Genomic DNA, 21225 nt, shown 5'->3' on the forward strand with positions numbered 1-21225 from the left:
TTTCTATTTCTTGCTTCGTGGTAATAGCCAGGCTCTGCGTAGCCAGTCTATATCCGGTTGATACAGGTCTCTTATGTCACTCAGACCCAGGCTGATCATGGCTAAACGTCCGATACCAAGTCCCCAGGCTAATACGGGGTATTTTACGCCTATTGGATGAGTGACTTCCTCTCTGAAGATGCCAGCACCACCCAGCTCTATCCAGCCCCTCTCTGTATATACTTCAACCTCCACTGATGGTTCGGTATAGGGAAAATATCCGGGTCGGAATCGTATAGAAGGGAACCCCATCTTCCGATAGAATACTGCGAGACACCCGAGCAAATTGGCGAACGTCACGTCGCGGTCCATGATAATACCTTCCAGCTGGTCGAATTCTGGTATGTGGGTTGGGTCAATGGTCTCGCGGCGATACACGCGTCCGATGCAGAAGACCTTAACAGGTGGCTCGGGATGTGAAGCCAGGTATTTCACAGTGACTGCGGTGGTATGAGTCCGTAGAAGCAGTTCCTCACCCTGCTCTCTCCTCCATTCACCACCCCAACCCGATGAATTTAATGGTCCTCCGTGCTCATGCATCTCCTTTACACGTTTTATCAACTCCTCAGAAGCGTCTATAGGTCGCTTCAAGCCAAGATAGAAAGTATCCTGCATCTCCCGCGCGGGATGGTCCTGCGGCACAAATAACGCATCGAAATTCCAGAACGCACTCTGAACGTGTTCACCCTTTATCTCTATGAACCCCATCTCGGTGAAGATTCGTCTCATGCGGTCCAGAATCCGCTGATAAGGGTGCAACTTAGCTGCGAATATCTCTCGCCCCGATATATCCACATCATAACGTTTGAATTTGAACCTCCGTCCTTTCCATGTCCTTATAATCTCGGGTGTTAACTGTGCTATCTCCTCCTCAATAGATAACCCGCGCTCAAGAAGCTCCATACCCGCATCTGTGATGCCTATTCTCCGTTCTACCCGGGTAGAACTCACCACCAGTCGCCGTGAAATCAACTGTGTTATGACCTTCTCTTTGGTCTCCAGCTTCAATTCCGACTGCCCTTCTGCCAGAGACTGCAATATCTCCTCATCAGCGCCATAAGGGGGTTCAGCATTGACAGCAGGTATTAGACGTCCATTATCAATATACGCCCAGTTCTTCCGCAGCAGCCAGTTTATTGCTATATTCACACGTTTACCGAGAGCATGTTTCAGGTATTCTACCGATGTTGCTCCCTCATGCTGTAATAATAAACGAAGTGCTTTACGTTCTGGTAGTGCATCCGCAGCATACTCCTCACCCTCTGGTGTCAAACGATAATAAATCCGTCTCTGCTCTTTAACCACACAAAGCCCCTTCTTTGCGAGTGTAAACGCTGCTTGCATAACTGCGTCTTCGTTTGTACCCGTGAGTTCAGCCAGTACCGCTGGGGCATACTCATACTCACGCGCACGCGTACCATCACCGCGCTGACGCCGAAACGCGAGTAAAAGCCGCTTCTCCGCTGCTGTCAGCTCAGAATCTACCGCCATGTTGTATTGATATGATTTAACCAAAATAAGAATTAGAAATAAAGATAAGCAGGAGTGATGAAGATAGGGGTAATAGCGATACAGGGGGATGTAGAGGAGCATATAAAAGCTTTGAAAGCGACTTTAGCAGAGAGGGGCGAGAACGGAGAGGTGATAAGGATAAAGCATCGTGGTATCGTGAGCTCATGTGATGCGATTGTCATACCAGGAGGCGAGAGTACAACTATCGGGCGGTTGATGGAACGTGAAGGGATAACTGAGGAGCTAAGGGATGCGGCGGAAGAGGGTAAACCCTTGCTGGGCACCTGTGCAGGTATGATTTTATTAGCGAGGGAGGGGGATGAGGAGGTGAAGAAGACCGGTCAGCCGTTGCTGGGTTTAATGGATGTACGGGTAAAGAGGAATGCTTTTGGCAGACAGAGGGAATCATTTGAGGCGCCATTGAAGATGAGCATCTTTGATGAACCCTTTCCCGGTGTTTTCATCAGGGCACCGTGTATAACACACGCAGCAGATACTGTGGATGTACTGGCAACGCTCGATGATGATATTAACAGGATTGTAGCGGCGAGGCAGGGTAATATAATGGCACTGGCATTTCATCCCGAACTTACCGGCGACAGAAGAATCCACCATTATTTCCTCGATACCTTACTTTAGATTTTAGATTCACAAGAGCAAAAACAAAGAGCAAAAAGCAAAAGGTGATTATGAAGGAGTTATATGGCTGGAAGGGCAGGATAGTTCAGATAGACCTATCCACCATGGAGATAAAGACATTTACGCCTGAACACGAGCTGTTCAAGGAGTTTCTTGGTGGTAGAGGGCTTGGTGCGAAGTTAGTGTACGATAATGGTCATATAGAAGATGCACTCGCGCCTGAGAATATACTGGTGTTTGCAGCGGGACCGCTAACCGGCACACGTGCACCATCTTCGGGCAGGCTATCCCTATCCACAAAATCTCCACTGACTGGTACGATACTAGATTGTAACTGTGGTGGATTCTTGGGTGTAGAGCTGAAGAAAGCGGGTTACGATGCGGTGATTATTCGTGGTAAATCGCCGGAACCGGTTTTTATAGAGATAGAGAACGAGCGAGTAGAGCTGAAATCGGCATCCGGTATCTGGGGCAAGAATACAAAAGAGACAACCAGGCTGCTAAAGAGCAGAGGCAGGGGTAGAGTTGCCTGTATAGGTAGAGCAGGTGAGAAACAGGTTCTGCTCGCTGCTATCATCTCTGATAGTGTGCATGCGTTTGGACGTGGTGGAGCAGGCGCAGTAATGGGTTCAAAGAACCTCAAGGCGCTGGTGGTGAAGGGCTCGGGCGATGTGGATATCCATGACCGTGTGGAGTTCGAGCGGCAGAGGCGAGCGATTAAACGGCTCCTGATTGCAACTCCTACGATAAGCAAAGGGCTTTCGGTCTTCGGTACAGCGTTTCTGATGAAGATAACGAGCTGGATGAAAGTCCTGCCAGTGGCTAATTTTAGTAGGTCAGAGCCGGAGTTCAAGCTGGATACTCTCTTTGCAAGCGAGATTAACAGGCGGTATAATCCCGGGAAGCGAGCGTGTCATTCCTGTTCAATAGCGTGCAAAAGGGAGGATGATAGAGGTAGAGAACTGCCCGAATACGAGACGATAGGACTAATGAGCGCCAATATAGGCAATAGCAGCTATGAAGCAATAGTAGAAGCGAACATGCTCTGTAATGATTACGGTATTGATACAATCTCAGTAGCAGGTGTTCTGGGCTGTTATGGAGATATAAAAGGTAAAAGAATCAACGATACCGAACTTCTGGACATGGTACGGGCGATAGGGGAGTGTGAGGGTATAGGTGCGCAATTGGGACAGGGAGTAAAGCGGTATTCGAGCTCAGAGGGCTATCCTGAGCGGGCAATGCAAGTGAAGGGGCTTCAACTACCTGCATACGACCCACGTGTGGTGAAGGGTCTGGGTTTCAGCTATGCCACATCCAATCGCGGTGGTTGCCACACAAGAGCATATCTTGTAGCACCTGAGATACTGCGAAAGCCAAAGGCGATAGACCCTTACACGCTTGCTGGTAAAGCCGGGCACACAAAGATATTTCAGGACAGGTTCGCTGCGGTTGATTCCCTGATAGTGTGTAAATTCGCATTCTTTGGCGCTGGCGAGGAGGAGTATGCGAACATACTGAGCGCGGTTACGGGTGTGGAATATACATCAGAGGATTTGATGCGTGTGGGTGAGCGGATATGGAATATAGAACGACTGTACAACATAAGGGAAGGTTTTACGAGAGCTGATGACACGCTGCCTGCACGATTCTTTGAAGAGGCGGTGAATGGGCATGTGATAGAGCATGAGGAGTTCCAGAATACGCTGGATGAGTATTATCGTATGCGTGGCTGGGATGAGAATGGGGTGCCAACAAAGCGGGTACTGGAGAAGTTGAATCTTGGGGTATATATTTGAGGAGCGAGAATATTATTGTAGGATGCTCTGGAGGGAGAAGGAGTTACTTGAACTGCTGAAAGGTGGGAAATTGAATACAAGTGAGGTAGTAAAGCGAGCGAATATGAGCAAAGCGACAGCATTGAAGTATCTTGAGGGACTTAAAGGTAGGGGACTGATTACTTGTGAGATGGTAGGACCTACAAAGCTATGGTCTCTGGTAGGTGAAGAGGGCGATGCGAAATTTGAGCGTCAGGACAGGATTTTGGAGTATATACAGATAGATCGAGAGATATTCAAGTTATTGGGCGAGTTCGAGCGTGTTACAGGGAGGAGATTGGAAGTCACGATAGACCAGAATGGAATACACCTGCGGACACGCGAGAAATGATGTTGAAGCGGATAGCGGATGATGAGCTTGTACATCTGTTAGATGCTAAAGGAAGGCGGCATCAGGTTTTACTGCAGCCAGGTTCTTTTTTCTCATTCTCCCATGGTAAGGTTGCCCACGACGATATAATAGGACTGGAGGAGGGGGCTACAGTAAGCTCTTCGCTTGGTGAGCGGCTTCTTGTGCTTCGACCTACCTTAGGTGAGTATATAGCAAAGATGAGGAAGGGTTCACAGGTATTATACGCGAAGGACATAGCGGCGATTTTAATTTTAGCCGATATCTTCCCGGGAGCGAGGGTGTTAGAGGCGGGAACAGGTTCTGGTGCACTCACAATAGCGCTACTGCGTGCAGTTTGCAGTAATGGAGAGGTGATATCATATGAAAGAAGGAGCGAGTTTCAGGAGATTGCTGCACGTAATATAGAAACTTTCTTTGGTAAGATGAGGAGTGCAGGTAGTTCAAGTTCGGGTAAGCTGATATTAAAGGCGGGCGATGTGTATGAGGGTATAGAGGAGCGCGAACTGGATAGAGTGATACTGGACCTTTCAGAGCCATGGCGAGCCCTCCATTCGGTCGAGCAAGCACTCAGACCAGGAGGAATCCTGCTATGTTACACCCCCACCGTGCTACAGATATATAAACTTTCGAGGCGGATGGAACTGAGATATGAGCAGAGTTTCCGTGTGATGGGTATATACGAAATGGGAATAAGGGAATGGGAGATAAAGGGCAGGAGTATGCGACCCCAGCATAGGGGTATTGTACACACAGGTTTTATCTTCGTGGCGAGGCGATTATATCATTAAGATTAGGGTGTGAGAATGAGATGAAAGTGGTAGTGCTCGCAGATACACATGTTAACGATATAGGTATGCTGCCGGATCGTTTAAGGAGCGAGTTGAAGAGTGCGGACTTGATTATTCATGCTGGCGATTACACAGGAGAGAGACTACTGGAACAGTTAAGAGCAGCAGGCGATTTCAGGGGTGTGTATGGAAATATGGACCCGGGAGCGATAAAGAGGGAGCTGAGAGCTAAGGAGCTAATAGAGATTGAGGGCTTCTGGATAGGCGTAACGCATCCTCCGGAGGGTGGTAGTCCAGTAGGGTTGTTATCGCGAGTGAGCGCGAAATTTAAGGGTGAAGACCCGGAACCGGAAGTGATAATCTATGGGCATTCGCACCATTCAAAGAAAGAGAAGATAGATAATGTTTTATATCTCAATCCAGGCAGTGCTACGGGCGTATTTCCGGCGCGATACAGTAGTTTTGGGATTTTGAGCATAGAAAAGGGCGTGATAAGAGCGGAGATAGTGAGGGTGTAGAGGAACATCAATCCCCAGCTTGCTGTAAGCCATGTATAATCCCTTCCAGGGCATCCTTCCACTCTCTTATGGAGAGCTCGGGTAGAGAGAACGTGGCTTCTTCCACCACTATATTATCCAGTACAACCGTTTCCATACCTTTTAATGCACCCACTATCGCCCGCAGCATATCTATATTGTATCCAAGCAGGATAACAACATCGGGTCTTGCAGGTAGCCCCAGACCCTCCCTCCATCGGTTATATTGCAGATAGAATATCACTTCCGCTGCCCACATCTTCCTCGTAGCCACCCCACGCCTCTTCAATTCCACCACCGTATTGCCCGTAGCAGCCACATGCGCGCCTGTCTTCACTGCTATCGCAGCCGCAAAATCAATCAACCGCTTATCGTCGAGTTCAATTCGGTTACAGAACTCACCGCACATCATGAGCTTCTCTTTCTTACCTCTCAAATACCCCACAAGCTCGTTTATTTCTCCTCTCATATCACCATCTCAAATTCAAATTTGAACTTGAACCACCTTAGTGTCTCTTCTAAACCCCGTTCTAAACTGTATTCAGGCTTATAGCCCATGACCGCTCTTGCTCGTGATATATCTGCCAGAGAGTGCCTCACATCTCCCTTCCTCGGCTTATCAAATACCGGCTCCAGGTCACTGTCCCTACCTGTTAATCTCGTTATGAGCGTAGCAAGTTCCTGTATGCTTATCATTCTACCAGAAGCGATATTATAAACGCCTGTTGCATCACTATTCATAGCAAGAATATTCGCATTCACTACATCCTTGACGAAAGTGAAGTCCCTGGTCTGTTGACCATCGCCATAGATAATCGGTGGTTCTCCTCTCAGGACCCTGGACACAAACCTGGGAATGACCGCTGCATATTCCGAGTGAGGGTCCTGTCTGGGTCCATAAACATTGAAATAACGCAGCGAAATGGTATTCAAGCCATAAACATCATTAAAGACTTTACAGTAGTACTCACCCACAAGCTTCGTTACTGCATAGGGTGATAGCGGGTTTGGTGTCATTCCTTCACGTTTCGGTAATTCAGGCGTATCGCCATAGACAGAGCTCGAAGAAGCATAAATCACCTTCTTCACGCCTGCATCCCTCGCCGCCATAAGTACATTCAATGTTCCCCTTATGTTCACCTCGTTTGCATGCGCAGGGTCTTCTATGCTTCGCTGGACACCTGGTAGCGCTGCTTGATGGAATACGAAATCAGCATCTGCTAAAACCTCGTTCATTAGCTGTAAATCCGTTATACTGCCTTTGATGAACTCTATACCACTTGCAATTGGGAGGTTCTCTACTCTACCTGTTGATAAATCGTCCACCACACAAACCTCGTTATTCGGTGCAAGTGCAAGCACCTCTGCCAGATTCGAGCCTATAAACCCCGCGCCTCCTGTTATGACTATTCTCATCATCCATCTGGATATGGATTATGGATATAAGATAAAATAAGATTATTACAAACAGTATGCTCTCAAAAATCAGTGCGACGATTCGCCGTTTGGCACTGTATTCACGTTCAGCCCATTTCTGGAATCTTTTTAGTTCCATTTTTACACCTTTATTGCACCTTTATATGGTAGGATAAAAGCAAAATGCGAGGAGTGACGCGAAGAATATTATCTTATCGCGCGCATCTTTAAGTTAATGGTTAACTTAAAGTCAGTCTCTTTAATTCAAAAATCAACCCTTATTGTCTTTCCTTGTATCACCTCTTCTTCCCTTACCTTCACTTCTTTCTCCATATCCCACACTATCGTTTTGTCCTCTACATGCCCTGCTTTTATCTTATATGGGGTTGCAAGGACGTCGAAATTCGTGCCTCCTTCTATCGGCCCCTCCGTTGAATATGGCACGATAAACTCATAGGAGCCATTACTCTTATTTACCATTATTCTTTGTGAGTATGTGAAGCCCCTGCCCCTGTTTGTAGTTACATCAGTCGTTATTGCAACTACCGAAGCATTATGCACTCTGCCTTTTATTCTCGCTCCTTTTACGTATTCAAAAACCTTTACCGAGCTCATGGGAGAGATGAATGTAGGAGTCCATTGAATCATATCCTTATTAAGCTTAATTTTATGATGGAGCTTCCGTGCAGTCTTATTTGCACTCGTATAATTCGCTCTGCGGTAGTAATGCCACCCCTCCACCTTTTTCGTCACGGTATTCAAAACAGCGTATGGGATAATATAAGAAGAAGATTCGTATACCAATCTGTAATGATGTAACGGATCTGCGTGAGAAGGAGTAATTGAGGGAATAGAAAGTTGTCCTTCGAAATCCTCTCCCTCTCTCCCCCCCTCTCTTTCCACTTCTCTACCATCGAAGATGTGTAGTCTTGTCACCATCGCGTTGAAGTAGTTCTCATCCGGAACAAAGCTGATCCCTGTATCCCTATCTCCTTCACGATCGGATTTTTTTGCCCACATGATTATACCCCAGTATTTGTTACCAGAGAAACCCATCGCATCTGCTATCGTGTAGTCCGTTATCACATATCTAACATCAAGAGCATTGGCAACTTTATTCGCTTCCGATTCATTTATTGCAGCGAAGAAAGTACACGCACCCGGACTATTGTCCTGATATGGTCCCCCAATCCCTTGCTGGAAATTATTAGCGACAGGAATCCTGTGAGCGATGTAGGTGATCCAATTACCGTAGTCCCACCAGTTCATCACAGAATAGGCTGATTCTGGGTAGTTATAAGTCGCATCTTCGGGCGGTGTCTCATACAGCGCATAATAATCAACGCCGGTATCAGGTGTATTCTCCCGCATCCAGGTTAGAGACTCATACCAGTCGTGGTCTGGACCCTGATTATACTTTGCTGCCATTGTCAGAGAATTCATTAGCGGGAGAGCGAAGAAAGAGAAGAAGATAACGAAGCAAATTGCAATGGCATCGGCACGTAAAAACCTGCTCATACTATTCGCTCTATTCGCTCGCTCTTTATTCGATTTCAACCGCTTCGTCTTCTTGCTCCTTTTACCCTTTATCTCATGGTATCCACTTTCCTCCTGCTCGAGGATTGTAAATTCTATAATCCGGTAAGAGAGGTATCCACAGAGGATGGCAACGTTGATTGCGTAATATGCAGCAAAGCGTTTCTGTCCGAAACATGCGAGAAGAATTATAAGACTCCACACGATGAGAAGAATCTCTTCTGCTTTCCATTCCTTCGTGATATTATAGCAGATGAGTGCTATAGCAGCGAAAGCGAAGAAGAAGGCAGTGGTGAACCAGGCAATGATTTCACTCCATTGCAGTGGTTGAACCTCACCTATGGTCAAAAGAGTTTTTGACGGTGCAAATACGTATAGTAGTGGCATGGTTAGCATAGAGTATAAAGATGGCTTAAAGACGCGTAAAACAAGAAGAGATATAGTAATGATAGCTATAATTGCAATAGGAAATGCAGCAGGATGAACTCTTTTTTTATTCAAAAAATGAGAGAACATGTGTAAAAAGAGAAGAAAAGATATGCCGAGGATAAAGATTATGACATGGAATGGTGAAAGGAATCCATAAGAGAACACAGGTATAGCTATCATAGCTGCCGGAATGACAAATACTGGCATGCTGATAATGAAAAGGGGATCACTATCCTCTCCCCGGAGATGATCTATAATATACTGAATCATTATGTAGACAAGCAGAATAAGAACAAAGAGGGGAGCACCCACCCATGCAAGAAGATAGCATCCGAAACAAATACCAGCTAAAGAGGAATAAGTGAGTGGTGCTCGTAAAGAACTCCAGTTTCTGGTTAAAATCGAATGCACAGTTATTTCATTTTGTTTTTGTACTCTCTTCCCATTCTTTAGAGCGAGGATAAAGAGGAGCATGACAAGTGTGCTGAGAAGAGTCTCTATGGCATGGTGATCAGTATATCCTAAGAGAGAACGTGATAGGAACTGGCCGGGAAGGATAGCGATTAAAGCAGCAGAAAGAAGTCCGGTACCACGGTTATATATCTCCTTTCCGATGAGATATACAGGAAAGATAGTGAGAACACCCAGAATTGCAGGATACCACGCACCTATCACTTCTATTCCATGCTGACCCAGCGAGGAAAGGGGAGTTCCAAGCCCTATTAGCCATATAACAGAAGCAAGCGAGAGATCGAAGAGAGGAGTCCCAAAAGGGTTATATGCTCCATGTGGATAAGCAGTGAAAGGATCAAAGTAGATACGAAAAGGGAAGTGATGAAGTGTATTTTCAACAAGCCGCATGTTATACCAGGGATCGGTGCCATCAAATCTCACGAACGAGCCAGTAAAAACGGTATTATAAGGGATAACAACCCGGATATAGAGCGACAGTAAGAATAGCAGGGTCAATGCAAAGCCACAGAGCATGGATATCTTTTCAATCCTTCTCATCCCTATCCACCATCATTGTTTACATTACACATTCAGGTTCTATATAAAAGTTTTTGTACCCTCTCTCAATCTTAAAATAATGCCAGAAGTATCGGTGGTAATCCCCTCGATGAATGAGGAAGCTACGATCGGGCGCTGTATTAAGGATGTGAGTAGGGCACTTGCTCCAAAACATATTGAATATGAGATCATCATTGCAGATAACTCGACAGATAAAACAGCAGAGATAGCAAGATCTCTGGGGGCGATTGTTATAAAACCGGAGAAGATGGGATACGGCAATGCATATCTTGCTGGACTTTCACGTGCCAGAGGCGATTTTATAGTTATCGCTGATTCGGATGGCACTTATGACCTATCGGCGATACCGCAATTTTTAGAGCCTTTAAAAGAAGGGGTAGCTGATTTCGTCATAGGCAACCGATTTGGTGGCACTATATTGAAGGGAGCGATGCCGTGGCATCATCGCTATATTGGCAATCCGCTTTTAACAAAGATATTGAACTGGCTATTTAAGATCAGGGTATCGGATGCTCATTGTGGGATGCGCGCATTCACAAGAGAAGCATATGAGAAGATGAATTTAAAGACAGGCGGTATGGAATTTGCTTCCGAAATGATTATAGAAGCAGTGAGGAACAATTTGAGGATAAAAGAAGTCCCGATAACATATTATCCGAGAATTTTACCTTCTAAACTTCATTCATTCAGCGATGGCTGGCGGCATCTGAGGTTCATGATGCTTTATAAGCCCATTCCATTCCTTTTTGTCCCCGGTGTGGTAATATTCCTGCTTGGTCTGCTGTTAAGTCTAACAATCCTTATGCGTGGAAACGCGGAGACGTCTCACATGCACTCCCTCATCTTCGGCAGCATGCTTGTCATCATCGGCTTTCAGACGTTGGCTACGGGGATATATATAAAGGCATATGCAGCGGTGCACGGGTTGTGTGAGAAAGAAGGTTTCGTAAAAAAGTTGCTGGACTACCACTCGCTGGAGAAGGAGCTTATTATCGGCGCTACATTGTTGCTGATCGGGGTTGCCATAGGGTTGAAAGTGGTGCTTACGTGGATAAACATTGGATTCGGCTCGCTATCAGAGATAGAAAGCGCGGTTATAGCAATGGTACTTGCGGCAACAGGCATACAGACGATATTCATGGCGATATTTTTAAGTGTACTATTGCTGGAGGAGCGGAGATGTCAGTGATGAAAATCGCATACGTTTACGATGCCGTCTATCCATGGATAAAAGGCGGTGGTGAGAAGCGAATCCATGAGATTTCAAAAAGGTTAGTTGAATGTGGGCATGAAGTTCATTGGTTTGGAATAAAGTGGTGGGAGGGCGAAAGCACAATACAACAGAACGGCGTTTATCTGCATGGCGTTTGCGAGCCAAAGGAACTGTATGTTGACGGGAGAAGGTCAATTCCTGAGGAAAAAGTAAGCAGCGAAGAGCTTGAGGAAATTATAGGTATAGCAAAGGAGATAGAAAGTATCGATAAATTAGTTTCAATCCTCATACCCACAAAGAACAACGGAGATATACTTGAGAAATGCCTTGCATCAATTCAGAATCTGGACTATCCAAAGGACAGATACAAAGTAATCATCGTGGATGGTCATTCTACCGGTGATACCGTAGAAATAGCAGAAAAATACGGATGCAAGGTTGTGTATAAATGCGTTGGTGCGGTTTTATCTTTTGTTTGTTGTACAAGGTTTAACTGGAGAGGAGTATTATCTATTTTTTAGTAAAAGTAGTAAAGATAGGGGATGACGGAAATGGAAAAAATTTCGATAGATGTGCCGAAAGACCTCATACATGTACTAAAGGTGAGAGAAAGGGAATTACCAAAGGTGTTGAGAGAAATAATAGCTGTTAATCTTTACAAGGAAGGTCTTATCTCGCTTGGAAAAGCATCAGAGATTGCAGGGGTTTCGAGATGGGAGATGTTTGATATACTGGCAGCAAAGAAAATACCGTTGCAGTATTATCCTGAAGACCTTGAAGAAGACATTGAGACGCTGAAAAAGGTGCTATGATCGTTGTTTCCGATTCCGGCCCTTTGATAGCCCTGTCAAGATTGGGCATGCTGCCCATATTACAAGAGCTCTTTGGTGAAATAGTAATACCAGAAGAAGTAAGAAAGGAGGTTGTGGAGAAAGGTAAAGGAAAACCCGGATCTGATATTATCGAAAAGGCGAAATGGGTTGAAGTTGAGGGAATCAAGGATTTAAGCGTGGATATTTTGTCAAAGGAAATTGAGAGAGGCGAGGCAGAAGCTATAGTCCTCGCAAAAAAGCTCAACGCGGATTTATTACTTCTTGATGAAAAGATACCGAGGGAGATAGCTAAATCGCTTGGATTGCAAGTTGCCGGAACAATTGCATTGATTTATGAGGCTTTAAAGCGAGGGGTTGCACAAGGTGACCTTGAAGAAATTGTCCTGGAGATGAAAAGAAGAGGAGTATGGATAAGCGAAGAAATCGTAAGAGAAGTAAAGAGGCTGAAAGAATGAAAATCGCATACGTTTACGATGCCGTCTATCCATGGATAAAAGGCGGTGGTGAGAAGCGAATCCATGAGATTTCAAAAAGGTTAGTTGAATGTGGGCATGAAGTTCATTGGTTTGGAATAAAGTGGTGGGAGGGCGAAAGCACAATACAACAGAACGGCGTTTATCTGCATGGCGTTTGCGAGCCGAGAGAATTGTACGTGGGCGGAAGAAGGTCAATAAAAGAATCATTATATTTTACAGAGAAGCTTCTTATTCCTCTAATAAGGGAAGATTTTGATGTCATAGATTGTCAGGCGTTTCCATATCTCCCAGCTTTTTCTGCAAAGATTTGCTCTTCTTTGAAGCGAACTCCTCTGGTAATTACATGGCATGAAGTCTGGGATGATTACTGGTATCAGTATTTAGGTAAGAGAGGAATATGTGGGAAATGGGTTGAGAGAATGACCACTCTTTTAACAGATGAAATGGTGGCGGTTTCGGAGAGAACGAAGAAGGATCTGGAAAGAGTTGGAGTGAGAAAAAGGATTAAAGTAATACCAAATGGTATAGATTTCAGGAGTATAGAGAGTATAGACGCGTCAGACGAAGAAATTGATATTATATTTGCAGGGAGATTAATCAAGGATAAGAATGTGGACGTTTTGATTGGAGCGGTGGAGCAGGTGAAGGTACAAATTCCCGATGTCCGGTGCATGATTATTGGAGATGGACCAGAAAAAGGTAGATTAGAGAATTTGGCTAAGGATTTGGAATTAGAGGATAATATTAACTTTATGGGATTCCTGGAGGATTATACAGAGGTCATTTCGTATATGAAATCCTCAAGGGTATTTGTTTTGCCTTCGACAAGAGAAGGTTTTGGTATTGTAGCGCTGGAAGCGAATGCGTGTGGGTTGCCAGTTATTACAGTGAGTCATAAGAGGAATGCAACATGTGACCTCATAACAAATGGTGTGAATGGGTTTATATGTGAGCTAACAGTAGAGAGTATTGCAGAAAGGATATTTATGGGGCTGGCTGAAAAAGAGCGTATGGCACGAAGATGTATTGAAAACGCGAGCAGATATGACTGGAACAAAATAGCAAATCTAACCGAAGCTACTTATGGTGAGATAATGAGATAATTACTGACTACTCTAACTCTAATACTAATAGTAATAGTATAGCAAGCAAGAAAGAAGAGGTGTAGAAATGAAATGAAGGGGTTAATACTATCTGGTGGTTATGGCACAAGACTACGCCCGATTACATACTCACAGCAAAAGCAGTTAATCCCTGTTGCAAACAAGCCGATACTATTTTATGCTATTGAAGACGTAATCGAAGCGGGTGTTAAGGAAATAGGAATCATTGTGGGACCAAACAAAGAACAGGTCATAGAAACTGTAAAATCAGAAAACTGGGATGTGGATGCAGGTGCAGAGATAGAATTTATTTATCAGGGCGAACCAAAGGGATTAGCACATACCATTCTTGTTGCAGAAGATTATTTAGATGACGAATTTGTTATGTATTTGGGGGATAACATCTTGAGAGAGGGGATTGTAGAACACGCTAAGAAGTTTAAAGGGAACAATTATGATGCGAGTATAATGCTTACAGAGGTTGAGAATCCGCAACAATTTGGAGTTGCAGATATTAACGAAGATGGTACAATAAAAAGACTCGTTGAGAAACCCAAAGTTCCACCAGGCAATCTCGCTCTGGTTGGCATTTACTTCTTCAAACCTGTTATACTGGAAGCCTGTAAGCGTATAAAACCCTCATGGCGGAATGAGCTTGAGATTACTGATGCAATTCAGTGGCTGATTGATAACGGATACGAGGTGGGCTGGACAAAGGTACAGGGTTGGTGGAAAGATACAGGGAAACCCGAAGATATTCTGGAAGCTAACAGGTTGATTTTAGATGATATCAAAACGAAAAACGAAGGTACTGCGGAAAGCTCAAAAATAATAGGAAGAGCTATCATCGAGAAAGGGGTAGAGATAAAAAACAGCATTGTTAAAGGACCATCCCTGATTGGATGTGATTGCATGATAAGAAATTCTTACATAGGACCTTACACGAGTATTGGAAAGGAATGTATAATAGAAGATACAGAGATCGAGGATTCAATAGTGATGGAGAAATCGGAAATAATAGGAGGAGGGAGAATCATTGAGAGTTTGATAGGGAAGGAAGTAAAGATAAAAAGGAAATCGGATTTGCCAAATGGCAGGAAACTAATTGTGGGTGACCACTCAGAGATAGTAGGATGAGAAAAATGAAGATACTTGTAACTGGTGGATTGGGGTTCATAGGAAGCAATTTTGTAAGGCATATGGCAGATAAAGATAAAGCGGAAATGGAAATTATTGTAGTTGATGCGTTAAGATATGGCTCTAACGAGAACAATTTAAAAGATCTGGAATACGAATACAAATTTGTCAGGGGTAATATTTGCGATTATGAGCTAATGTGTGAGCTTGTTAAGAACGTTGATGCAATAGTGAACTTTGCCGCGGAGACGCATGTTGATAGAAGCATATCAAATCCTTATGCGTTTGTTGAGAGCAATGTAAAGGGCACCTACACAGTACTTGAGGCGATACGGAGGGTTAATCAGGAGGCAAAACTTGTTCATGTAAGCACGGATGAGGTATACGGAGATATCGAGAAAGGTTCTTTCAAAGAGGATGATATGTTAAAGCCTTCTTCTCCGTATTCAGCAAGCAAAGCCTCTGCTGACTTGTTTGTTCTGGCTTATGTTAGAACTTATGGACTGAATGCTGTGATTACGAGATGCACGAATAACTATGGTATGTATCAATTTCCTGAGAAGTTAATTCCAAAGACAATAATCAGGGCTAAGCAGGGCATGAAGATACCGGTTTATGGGACCGGGAAGAACGTAAGGGACTGGATTTACGTTAAGGACCACTGTGAGGCGATAAATATTATTTTAGAGAAGGGAAATAGAGGAGAAATCTATAATATCTCAAGTGGTGATGAGAGAAGCAATCTGGAGGTTGTCACTGAGATCCTGGACTCATTAGGAAAAGAAGATTTAATAGAGTTTGTAGAAGACAGACCTGGGCATGACATCAGGTATAGCCTTGATTCTTCCAAAGTCAGGGAATTAGGTTGGAAGTGCAGGCACAAGTTTGAGGAAGGGTTAAAAGAGACAATCGAATGGTACTTGAAGAATGAGGAGTGGTGGAAGCCGTTGATTGATGAAAAGATTCTGCATCCAACACCCTGGAAATTGGAATGGTAAAGAGCAATGGGGGAAGGGAATAGTATGAAAGTTTTCATTACCGGTGGAAGCGGTTTATTAGGGGGTAAGGTTGCGGAAATAGCGGAGGATAACTGGGGGTATGAAGTTTATACAGGGTATTGTCATACCAAGCCAGAATTTGGAGAGCCTGTGAAGTTTGATTTGACCAGGAACAAGGACTTAGAGGTTATTTACAAGATAAAACCAGAAATTATAATCCATACTGCGGCACTAACGGATGTTGATGCTTGTGAAGCAGATAAGAAGTTGGCTTATGAGATTAATGCAGAAGGTACAAGAAGAATAGCAGAATTTGCGAACGAATTTGGAGCTTTTTTAGTGTATGTGTCAACAGATTATGTATTTTCAGGAGATAAAGGGATGTATAGGGAAGAGGATGAGCCGAATCCAATAAATTTTTATGGACGTACAAAATTACTGGGTGAGAAATATTGCAATTGTATAGCATGTATAGCAAGACCTTGCGTTATCTACGGTGCGAGACCAGCAAGTGGGAAGGTGAATTTTGCATTGTGGCTTATAGATAAGCTCAGGCTCGGAGAAGAGGTGAAAATTATTACAGACCAATTTATAACGCCAACTTTGAATACGAATTTAGCGAGGATGCTGTTAGAAGTGACAGAAAGAGAACTAAAAGGGATATTCCACTTAGCAGGAGCGACAAGAGTTTCAAGATATGAATTTGCATTGCGAATTGCCAACAAATTTGGATTGGATAAAGATTTAATATTACCAGTGAGAATGACGGAAATGAAATGGATTGCCTCCCGTCCTAAAGATTCATCTCTGGATACATCAAAAGCATCAAGATACTTAAAGGAAAAGCCTTACGATTTAGATAAGGCATTGGATGTTTTAAAGGAGGAGATTGGAAAATGCTCCAAAGGGTGACAGAAAAATACAAACGCATTAAAAACACTTAAATATAATGAGAAGATGGAAAATGCTCAAAGGAATAGAAGTTAAACCTCTAAGGAGATTTGCAGACGAGCGAGGATTCTTTACGGAGATAATGAGGAGGGACTGGGGGGATTTATTTGAAGATGAAGAGGAGATTGTGCAAGCGAATTTTTCAATAAGTTATCCGGGGGTGGTGAGGGCATGGCATCGCCACCTGAGGGGTCAAGTAGATTGTTTTGTAGTTTTAAAAGGGGCGATGAAGATATGTGCATACGATGATGAGACTAAGGAACTGGATGAGATTGTTTCGACTGGTGAGAATCCACAAGTTGTAAGGATTCCTGGTCATTACTGGCATGGATTCAAGGTAGTTGGAGAAGAGCGAGCATATCTGGTTTATTTTGTAAATCGACTGTACGATTACGAGAATCCCGATGAGGAGAGGAGACCATGGGATGATAAAACAATTGTGCCAAAGATAATAAATGGAAAAAAGGATGATATAAGATGCAATAAGCCCTGGGACTGGTTCTATATACCGTATAAGTAGCAGTAACAGTAGCCATAGTAAAATTGTGTGTGAGAGGGTAAACAAATGGAATGAGGATACTATATCTCACAAAGAAATATCCTGATGCATCAGGTGGTGATGCTGTTGTTGTAGCCAACTTAGAAGAAGAACTAACAAAGAAGGGGCATGAAGTTCTTATTCTCACATCGAATTGTCCAGAAATTAAAGATAAAGAAAAAGTATTCAAGTTTGGATTGAAAGAAAAAGCAACCAATTTAGACAGAATAACGATTCGCAGGGTTATATCTTTAATTATCCTGTTTTTTTGGGGATTGAAATACTTAAGGCGATTGAAGCCGGAGGTGATACATTCACATTCTGCGGATTTGGGATTCTTTATTTCTTTATCCGCCAGACTACACCGCATTCCAGTTGTAAATACATGTCATGGGGTTTCCTTTATAGATAACCAACACAGTTTCATAAAGAGATTTGCAGAGATTTTTTTCCTGAAGCATGCAGGATTCAAGAAGATTATAGTGGTTGACAAGAACAATTTGAGAGATTTTGAGGAAGCAAAGATTAAGAATGGGGTATATATTCCAAATGGTGTGGACATAGGGAGATTGAGATTTGATAAAGAGAAATCGGAGCGGCAAAAAAATCAAGATTTTAGATTTTTATTTGTAGGTAGATTAGAGGAGCAAAAAGGCGTCAAGTATCTTATTCATGCAGCGAGGATTTTGATAGAGCAGACGAAATTTTTTCGGGTTCTATTAGTCGGCGATGGTTCTCAACGAGAGATGCTGGAGAATTTAACAAAAGAATATAAGTTAGGGAGCTATGTGACATTTCTGGGGCGAGTAGAGGATGAGAAGTTGATAGAATTATACTGCACAAGTGATGCATTTGTATTGCCTTCACTCTGGGAAGGCTTGCCATTGACCCTGTTAGAGGCTTGGGCAGCGAGACTCCCGGTGATTGTTACAGATGTCGGTGCTATTTCAGGTATTTGTGTGGACGGTGTGAACGCGTTGATCGTGATGCCTAAGGATCCTGAGAACATAGCAGAAGCTATGTTGAGACTGGTCGAAGATGAAGAACTAAGGCGTAGATTAGGTAAAAATGGTGAGGAACTCGTGACGAGTAATTTTTCTCTGGACAAAGTGGTTATGAGCACGTTGGACCTATATAAAGAGATAGTGGCTTAGTACTTCTTACCTGTACTTCCCGTACATTGTGAATTTTTTAAGCATTCTTTCTGGCAGATATTTAGAATGTAAACCAAGCCAAAACCCCGTAGCCTCGATGAAGTGTCTGATTATAGCTTTTGGTATCCATTTGATCATAGAATGGAGATTGTATCCTGTTTGTCTCATAAAACTCAAATCCAGTATGGTCACGACCATTGCAAAGAGGGGTATTAATGGCAAATATACGTTGTTATTATCCTTGAAGACCTGCTTATGCGCGGTGCCGGCATCGAAATACCTCTTAAACAGTTGTTTTAAAGAATAGTTATGGGAATGATAAACCACCGATTCTGGTTCATATACAATCTTATATCCAGCTTCTAAGACTCTTTTCGACCAATCTTGATCTTCAGCCATTATCAGGTTTTCAGAAAAAGGGAACTTTTCCCACACATCCTTTCGTATGCAGGAACTGATATTGGAAAAGAACACGATTTTTTTGTAATGCCTTTTATATTCCCCATAATCCGTTATTTCTTTTATTTCCCTCTCGGCACCCCATGCCTTTGCAATATATCTTGCTTCAAAAGGGTCGCAGTTAGATTTTGGGATGGTTCTACTGTAAACACCGGCAACCTTCTCATCTTCAGCCGTTTCCATGTTTTTGAGAAGCGAATCCAGCCAATTCTCATTTGCAGGTATGGCATCCTGTGTGAGGTACACAAGATACCTGCCCTTTGCCAGACCTGCGCCAAGATTTCTTGTCTTCCCGTGCCCGAACTCCTCAGGCTTGATTTTTATCAGCCTTACAGGATATTTAGCAATAATTTTAAGTGTAGTGTCGGTAGAAGCGGAATCAATCACAATGACCTCATACCTGTACTTCGTTTTCTGCGTGAATATACGGGAGAGACTTTTATCAAATTCATTGCCAGCGTTTTTTGTGGGGATGATGATAGAAACATCTATTTGCATTATGTTGAACTGTATTTGTCTTTCAGATAATAAAATTAAAATAATCAAAGATTTGCGGAACGGGAACGGAAACGGAAACATAAACAAAAAACTTTATTATATTCATCTTTTCATAAGTAATTGAAATGCAGGTATTGGCAATGTTCAGCTATCTAAAGCAAGTGGACCTCATAAGAACTCTTACAGCATCCGAGTTTAAGCTGAGATATAGGGGCTCTTTGTTAGGTGTGGGCTGGTCTTTACTAAGTCCTTTTTTGCTTGCCATCGTTTTATATTTTGTATTCAGCAACGTATTTCGATTTAAGGTGGAGAACTTCGCTTTTTATTTGTTAATAGGCATTTTTGTATTCAGATTTCTATCAATAGGTACTTCGGTAGGCATGATGTCAATAATAAACAAAGCGCATGTAGTGACAAAAACATCCATACCAAGAGAAATACCCACTATTACAACCACATTGTCTTATTTCTTCAGCTCGTTTATTGAGCTGCTCATTTTAATACCCATACTGGTTTTTTTTGGAGTGAAAATGGGATTGCCGATATTATTGCTCCCGATCCTTCACATAGTATATTTTTTATTAGTTTATGGCTTGAACCTGTTTCTATCAGCTTTTACGGTTTATTACAGGGATTTAAACCAGATATGGGAAGTGGTAGTGAATATTTTATTCTTCGCGAGTCCACTCGTGTATCCAATAAGCATAATTCCTGCAGATATACTGCCGATTTACATGCTAAATCCGATTACGAGGTTGATAGAGATGTATAGAAGTGTAATGCTTTATAACACTTTTCCTGATGTGATTGACTTTGGCTATGTCTTTATCTTTTCATGTCTGGTTTTTATAGTGGGGCATTTGGTTTTCAGGCGATTGCAAAGGAGGTTTGCAGAAGTGATTTGAAATGATAGTAGGGCGAAATATCTCAAAGAAATTCAGAATCCCGAGCGAAAGGAGGAACACGTTATTTGAGGAAGTAGTAGCATTTGTAAAGGGTAAAAAGAGGTACGAAGAATTCTGGGCGTTAAAGAACGTTTCTTTTGAGGTCGAAGCAGGCGAAATCTTTGGTATCACAGGTCCGAACGGCTCTGGAAAGACCACTTTGCTTGCAATTATCGCTAATATAATCTATCCAGACGAGGGAGAGATAATAGTTAATGGCAGGATAACGCCAATTCTCGCGCTGGGTGTTGGATTCAATCCGGAATTAACGGCACGGGAGAATGTTTATCTGTATGGTGCACTGATGGGCATGAAAAGGAAAAAGATGAAAGAGAAATACGAAGAAGTATTTGAATTTGCAGAACTCAAAAGATTTGAGAATATGAAATTAAAGAACTTTTCATCCGGGATGTATGCACGATTGGCGTTTTCAACGGCGGTGGCGACGGAGCCGGATATTTTACTCGTGGATGAGGTGATGGCAGTGGGGGATATGGAATTTCAGCGTAAGTGCATAGACGAGATAAATAAGCTCAATGATAACGGAACAACGATAGTTTTTGTATCACATGATGTAGAAACGGTGAAGAGTTTGTGCGGAAGGGCGATGTTCCTGAATAAGGGGGAAGTGATAGCGATAGGGGATGCGGAGGAAGTTGTCAATGCATATCTGGATTTTGTAGGGGATTTACATAAACACGAGGTGAGACAATATATAAAATTGTGCAAAAACAAAAAACAAAAACAAAATAGAAATGTGCGCACGAGAGGTGGAGCGAAATAGGAAGCGTGTAAAAGGAAAAG

22 protein-coding genes are annotated in these 21225 nt (G+C 43.1%); 17 read left to right on the forward strand and 5 right to left on the reverse strand.

Going from position 1 to position 21225, the window contains the following annotated elements:
* Window positions 1–3 precede the first annotated feature (3 nt).
* Complete coding sequence (locus J7J01_01605) at window positions 4–1530, reverse strand: phenylalanine--tRNA ligase subunit alpha (GenBank protein ID MCD6209588.1); 1527 nt, start codon at window positions 1528–1530, stop codon at window positions 4–6.
* Window positions 1531–1587: 57 nt separating this feature from the next.
* On the opposite strand from J7J01_01605, the gene pdxT reads away from it, so the two are divergent.
* From pdxT to J7J01_01630, 5 genes are read left to right on the forward strand one after another with little or no spacing between them, the layout of a single operon-like run.
* Window positions 1588–2190 (forward strand): pyridoxal 5'-phosphate synthase glutaminase subunit PdxT, encoded by a 603-nt coding sequence (gene pdxT / locus J7J01_01610; GenBank protein ID MCD6209589.1) that lies wholly within the window; start codon window positions 1588–1590, stop codon window positions 2188–2190.
* Window positions 2191–2240: 50 nt separating this feature from the next.
* On the forward strand, window positions 2241–3989 hold the full coding sequence (locus J7J01_01615; GenBank protein ID MCD6209590.1) for an aldehyde ferredoxin oxidoreductase family protein: 1749 nt from the start codon (window positions 2241–2243) through the stop codon (window positions 3987–3989).
* Window positions 3973–4359: a hypothetical protein gene (locus J7J01_01620; GenBank protein MCD6209591.1), complete on the forward strand. Its 387-nt coding sequence runs from the start codon at window positions 3973–3975 to the stop codon at window positions 4357–4359. Before J7J01_01615 ends, J7J01_01620 begins: the two co-directional genes overlap by 17 nt.
* Window positions 4356–5168 carry a tRNA (adenine-N1)-methyltransferase gene (locus J7J01_01625; protein ID MCD6209592.1) on the forward strand — a complete coding sequence of 271 codons (813 nt, stop codon included), beginning with the start codon at window positions 4356–4358 and terminating at the stop codon, window positions 5166–5168. The genes J7J01_01620 and J7J01_01625 overlap by 4 nt, the downstream gene beginning before the upstream one ends.
* Before the next feature lie 20 nt (window positions 5169–5188).
* Window positions 5189–5686, forward strand: coding sequence for a YfcE family phosphodiesterase (locus J7J01_01630; protein ID MCD6209593.1), 498 nt, complete (start codon window positions 5189–5191; stop codon window positions 5684–5686).
* A 7-nt stretch (window positions 5687–5693) separates the two neighbouring features.
* On the opposite strand, the gene J7J01_01635 is transcribed toward J7J01_01630, so the two are convergent.
* From J7J01_01635 to J7J01_01645, 3 genes are all read right to left on the reverse strand, one after another.
* Complete coding sequence (locus J7J01_01635) at window positions 5694–6173, reverse strand: hypothetical protein (protein ID MCD6209594.1); 480 nt, start codon at window positions 6171–6173, stop codon at window positions 5694–5696.
* The gene (locus tag J7J01_01640; protein MCD6209595.1) at window positions 6170–7123 is read right to left on the reverse strand and encodes an SDR family oxidoreductase; all 954 of its coding nucleotides are present in this window, start codon (window positions 7121–7123) and stop codon (window positions 6170–6172) included. The genes J7J01_01635 and J7J01_01640 overlap by 4 nt, the downstream gene beginning before the upstream one ends.
* Before the next feature lie 261 nt (window positions 7124–7384).
* Entirely contained in the window at window positions 7385–10096 is a 2712-nt protein-coding gene (locus tag J7J01_01645) for an oligosaccharyl transferase, archaeosortase A system-associated (GenBank protein ID MCD6209596.1), read from the reverse strand.
* 109 nt (window positions 10097–10205) lie between these two features.
* Between J7J01_01645 and J7J01_01650 the strand changes: the two genes are divergently transcribed.
* The 10 genes from J7J01_01650 (at window position 10206) to J7J01_01695 (ending at window position 18520) form a co-directional block, all read left to right on the forward strand.
* Window positions 10206–11306, forward strand: coding sequence for a glycosyltransferase family 2 protein (locus tag J7J01_01650; GenBank protein MCD6209597.1), 1101 nt, complete (start codon window positions 10206–10208; stop codon window positions 11304–11306).
* Window positions 11297–11851 (forward strand): glycosyltransferase, encoded by a 555-nt coding sequence (locus J7J01_01655; GenBank protein ID MCD6209598.1) that lies wholly within the window; start codon window positions 11297–11299, stop codon window positions 11849–11851. Before J7J01_01650 ends, J7J01_01655 begins: the two co-directional genes overlap by 10 nt.
* A gap of 21 nt (window positions 11852–11872) precedes the next feature.
* Window positions 11873–12142: a UPF0175 family protein gene (locus J7J01_01660; protein ID MCD6209599.1), complete on the forward strand. Its 270-nt coding sequence runs from the start codon at window positions 11873–11875 to the stop codon at window positions 12140–12142.
* Entirely contained in the window at window positions 12139–12618 is a 480-nt protein-coding gene (locus J7J01_01665; GenBank protein MCD6209600.1) for a DUF3368 domain-containing protein, read from the forward strand. The genes J7J01_01660 and J7J01_01665 overlap by 4 nt, the downstream gene beginning before the upstream one ends.
* On the forward strand, window positions 12570–13742 hold the full coding sequence (locus J7J01_01670) for a glycosyltransferase family 4 protein (GenBank protein ID MCD6209601.1): 1173 nt from the start codon (window positions 12570–12572) through the stop codon (window positions 13740–13742). Before J7J01_01665 ends, J7J01_01670 begins: the two co-directional genes overlap by 49 nt.
* A gap of 72 nt (window positions 13743–13814) precedes the next feature.
* Window positions 13815–14879, forward strand: a complete 1065-nt coding sequence (locus tag J7J01_01675) for a glucose-1-phosphate thymidylyltransferase (protein MCD6209602.1) — start codon at window positions 13815–13817, stop codon at window positions 14877–14879.
* Window positions 14876–15877: a dTDP-glucose 4,6-dehydratase gene (gene rfbB, locus J7J01_01680; protein ID MCD6209603.1), complete on the forward strand. Its 1002-nt coding sequence runs from the start codon at window positions 14876–14878 to the stop codon at window positions 15875–15877. Before J7J01_01675 ends, rfbB begins: the two co-directional genes overlap by 4 nt.
* 24 nt (window positions 15878–15901) lie before the next feature.
* The gene (rfbD, locus tag J7J01_01685) at window positions 15902–16789 is read left to right on the forward strand and encodes a dTDP-4-dehydrorhamnose reductase (protein ID MCD6209604.1); all 888 of its coding nucleotides are present in this window, start codon (window positions 15902–15904) and stop codon (window positions 16787–16789) included.
* 52 nt (window positions 16790–16841) lie between these two features.
* Window positions 16842–17348 (forward strand): dTDP-4-dehydrorhamnose 3,5-epimerase family protein, encoded by a 507-nt coding sequence (locus J7J01_01690; protein ID MCD6209605.1) that lies wholly within the window; start codon window positions 16842–16844, stop codon window positions 17346–17348.
* Between the two features lie 50 nt (window positions 17349–17398).
* Window positions 17399–18520 (forward strand): glycosyltransferase family 4 protein, encoded by a 1122-nt coding sequence (locus J7J01_01695; protein MCD6209606.1) that lies wholly within the window; start codon window positions 17399–17401, stop codon window positions 18518–18520.
* A gap of 6 nt (window positions 18521–18526) precedes the next feature.
* Here J7J01_01695 and J7J01_01700 read toward each other — a convergent pair whose 3' ends face one another.
* Window positions 18527–19525, reverse strand: coding sequence for a glycosyltransferase (locus J7J01_01700; protein ID MCD6209607.1), 999 nt, complete (start codon window positions 19523–19525; stop codon window positions 18527–18529).
* Between the two features lie 77 nt (window positions 19526–19602).
* On the opposite strand from J7J01_01700, the gene J7J01_01705 reads away from it, so the two are divergent.
* Together J7J01_01705 and J7J01_01710 are read left to right on the forward strand one after the other, a co-directional pair.
* On the forward strand, window positions 19603–20382 hold the full coding sequence (locus J7J01_01705; protein MCD6209608.1) for an ABC transporter permease: 780 nt from the start codon (window positions 19603–19605) through the stop codon (window positions 20380–20382).
* A gap of 1 nt (window position 20383) precedes the next feature.
* Entirely contained in the window at window positions 20384–21205 is an 822-nt protein-coding gene (locus tag J7J01_01710; protein MCD6209609.1) for an ABC transporter ATP-binding protein, read from the forward strand.
* The last annotated feature ends 20 nt before the right edge of the window (window positions 21206–21225 follow it).

Source organism: Methanophagales archaeon, assembly GCA_021159465.1.
Classification (GTDB): domain Archaea; phylum Halobacteriota; class Syntropharchaeia; order Alkanophagales; family Methanospirareceae; genus G60ANME1.

What these genes read in the sequence shown, in the direction of transcription:
- J7J01_01605 (MCD6209588.1), bottom strand. Translation starts at nt 1,530, where the DNA reads ATGGCGGTAGATTCTGAGCTGACAGCAGCGGAGAAGCGGCTTTTACTC.
- pdxT (MCD6209589.1), top strand. Translation starts at nt 1,588, where the DNA reads ATGAAGATAGGGGTAATAGCGATACAGGGGGATGTAGAGGAGCATATA.
- J7J01_01615 (MCD6209590.1), top strand. Translation starts at nt 2,241, where the DNA reads ATGAAGGAGTTATATGGCTGGAAGGGCAGGATAGTTCAGATAGACCTA.
- J7J01_01625 (MCD6209592.1), top strand. Translation starts at nt 4,356, where the DNA reads ATGATGTTGAAGCGGATAGCGGATGATGAGCTTGTACATCTGTTAGAT.
- J7J01_01630 (MCD6209593.1), top strand. Translation starts at nt 5,189, where the DNA reads ATGAAAGTGGTAGTGCTCGCAGATACACATGTTAACGATATAGGTATG.
- J7J01_01635 (MCD6209594.1), bottom strand. Translation starts at nt 6,173, where the DNA reads ATGAGAGGAGAAATAAACGAGCTTGTGGGGTATTTGAGAGGTAAGAAA.
- J7J01_01640 (MCD6209595.1), bottom strand. Translation starts at nt 7,123, where the DNA reads ATGATGAGAATAGTCATAACAGGAGGCGCGGGGTTTATAGGCTCGAAT.
- J7J01_01645 (MCD6209596.1), bottom strand. Translation starts at nt 10,096, where the DNA reads ATGAGAAGGATTGAAAAGATATCCATGCTCTGTGGCTTTGCATTGACC.
- J7J01_01650 (MCD6209597.1), top strand. Translation starts at nt 10,206, where the DNA reads ATGAATGAGGAAGCTACGATCGGGCGCTGTATTAAGGATGTGAGTAGG.
- J7J01_01655 (MCD6209598.1), top strand. Translation starts at nt 11,297, where the DNA reads ATGTCAGTGATGAAAATCGCATACGTTTACGATGCCGTCTATCCATGG.
- J7J01_01660 (MCD6209599.1), top strand. Translation starts at nt 11,873, where the DNA reads ATGACGGAAATGGAAAAAATTTCGATAGATGTGCCGAAAGACCTCATA.
- J7J01_01665 (MCD6209600.1), top strand. Translation starts at nt 12,139, where the DNA reads ATGATCGTTGTTTCCGATTCCGGCCCTTTGATAGCCCTGTCAAGATTG.
- J7J01_01670 (MCD6209601.1), top strand. Translation starts at nt 12,570, where the DNA reads ATGGATAAGCGAAGAAATCGTAAGAGAAGTAAAGAGGCTGAAAGAATG.
- J7J01_01675 (MCD6209602.1), top strand. Translation starts at nt 13,815, where the DNA reads ATGAAGGGGTTAATACTATCTGGTGGTTATGGCACAAGACTACGCCCG.
- rfbB (MCD6209603.1), top strand. Translation starts at nt 14,876, where the DNA reads ATGAGAAAAATGAAGATACTTGTAACTGGTGGATTGGGGTTCATAGGA.
- rfbD (MCD6209604.1), top strand. Translation starts at nt 15,902, where the DNA reads ATGAAAGTTTTCATTACCGGTGGAAGCGGTTTATTAGGGGGTAAGGTT.
- J7J01_01690 (MCD6209605.1), top strand. Translation starts at nt 16,842, where the DNA reads ATGCTCAAAGGAATAGAAGTTAAACCTCTAAGGAGATTTGCAGACGAG.
- J7J01_01695 (MCD6209606.1), top strand. Translation starts at nt 17,399, where the DNA reads ATGAGGATACTATATCTCACAAAGAAATATCCTGATGCATCAGGTGGT.
- J7J01_01705 (MCD6209608.1), top strand. Translation starts at nt 19,603, where the DNA reads ATGCAGGTATTGGCAATGTTCAGCTATCTAAAGCAAGTGGACCTCATA.
- J7J01_01710 (MCD6209609.1), top strand. Translation starts at nt 20,384, where the DNA reads ATGATAGTAGGGCGAAATATCTCAAAGAAATTCAGAATCCCGAGCGAA.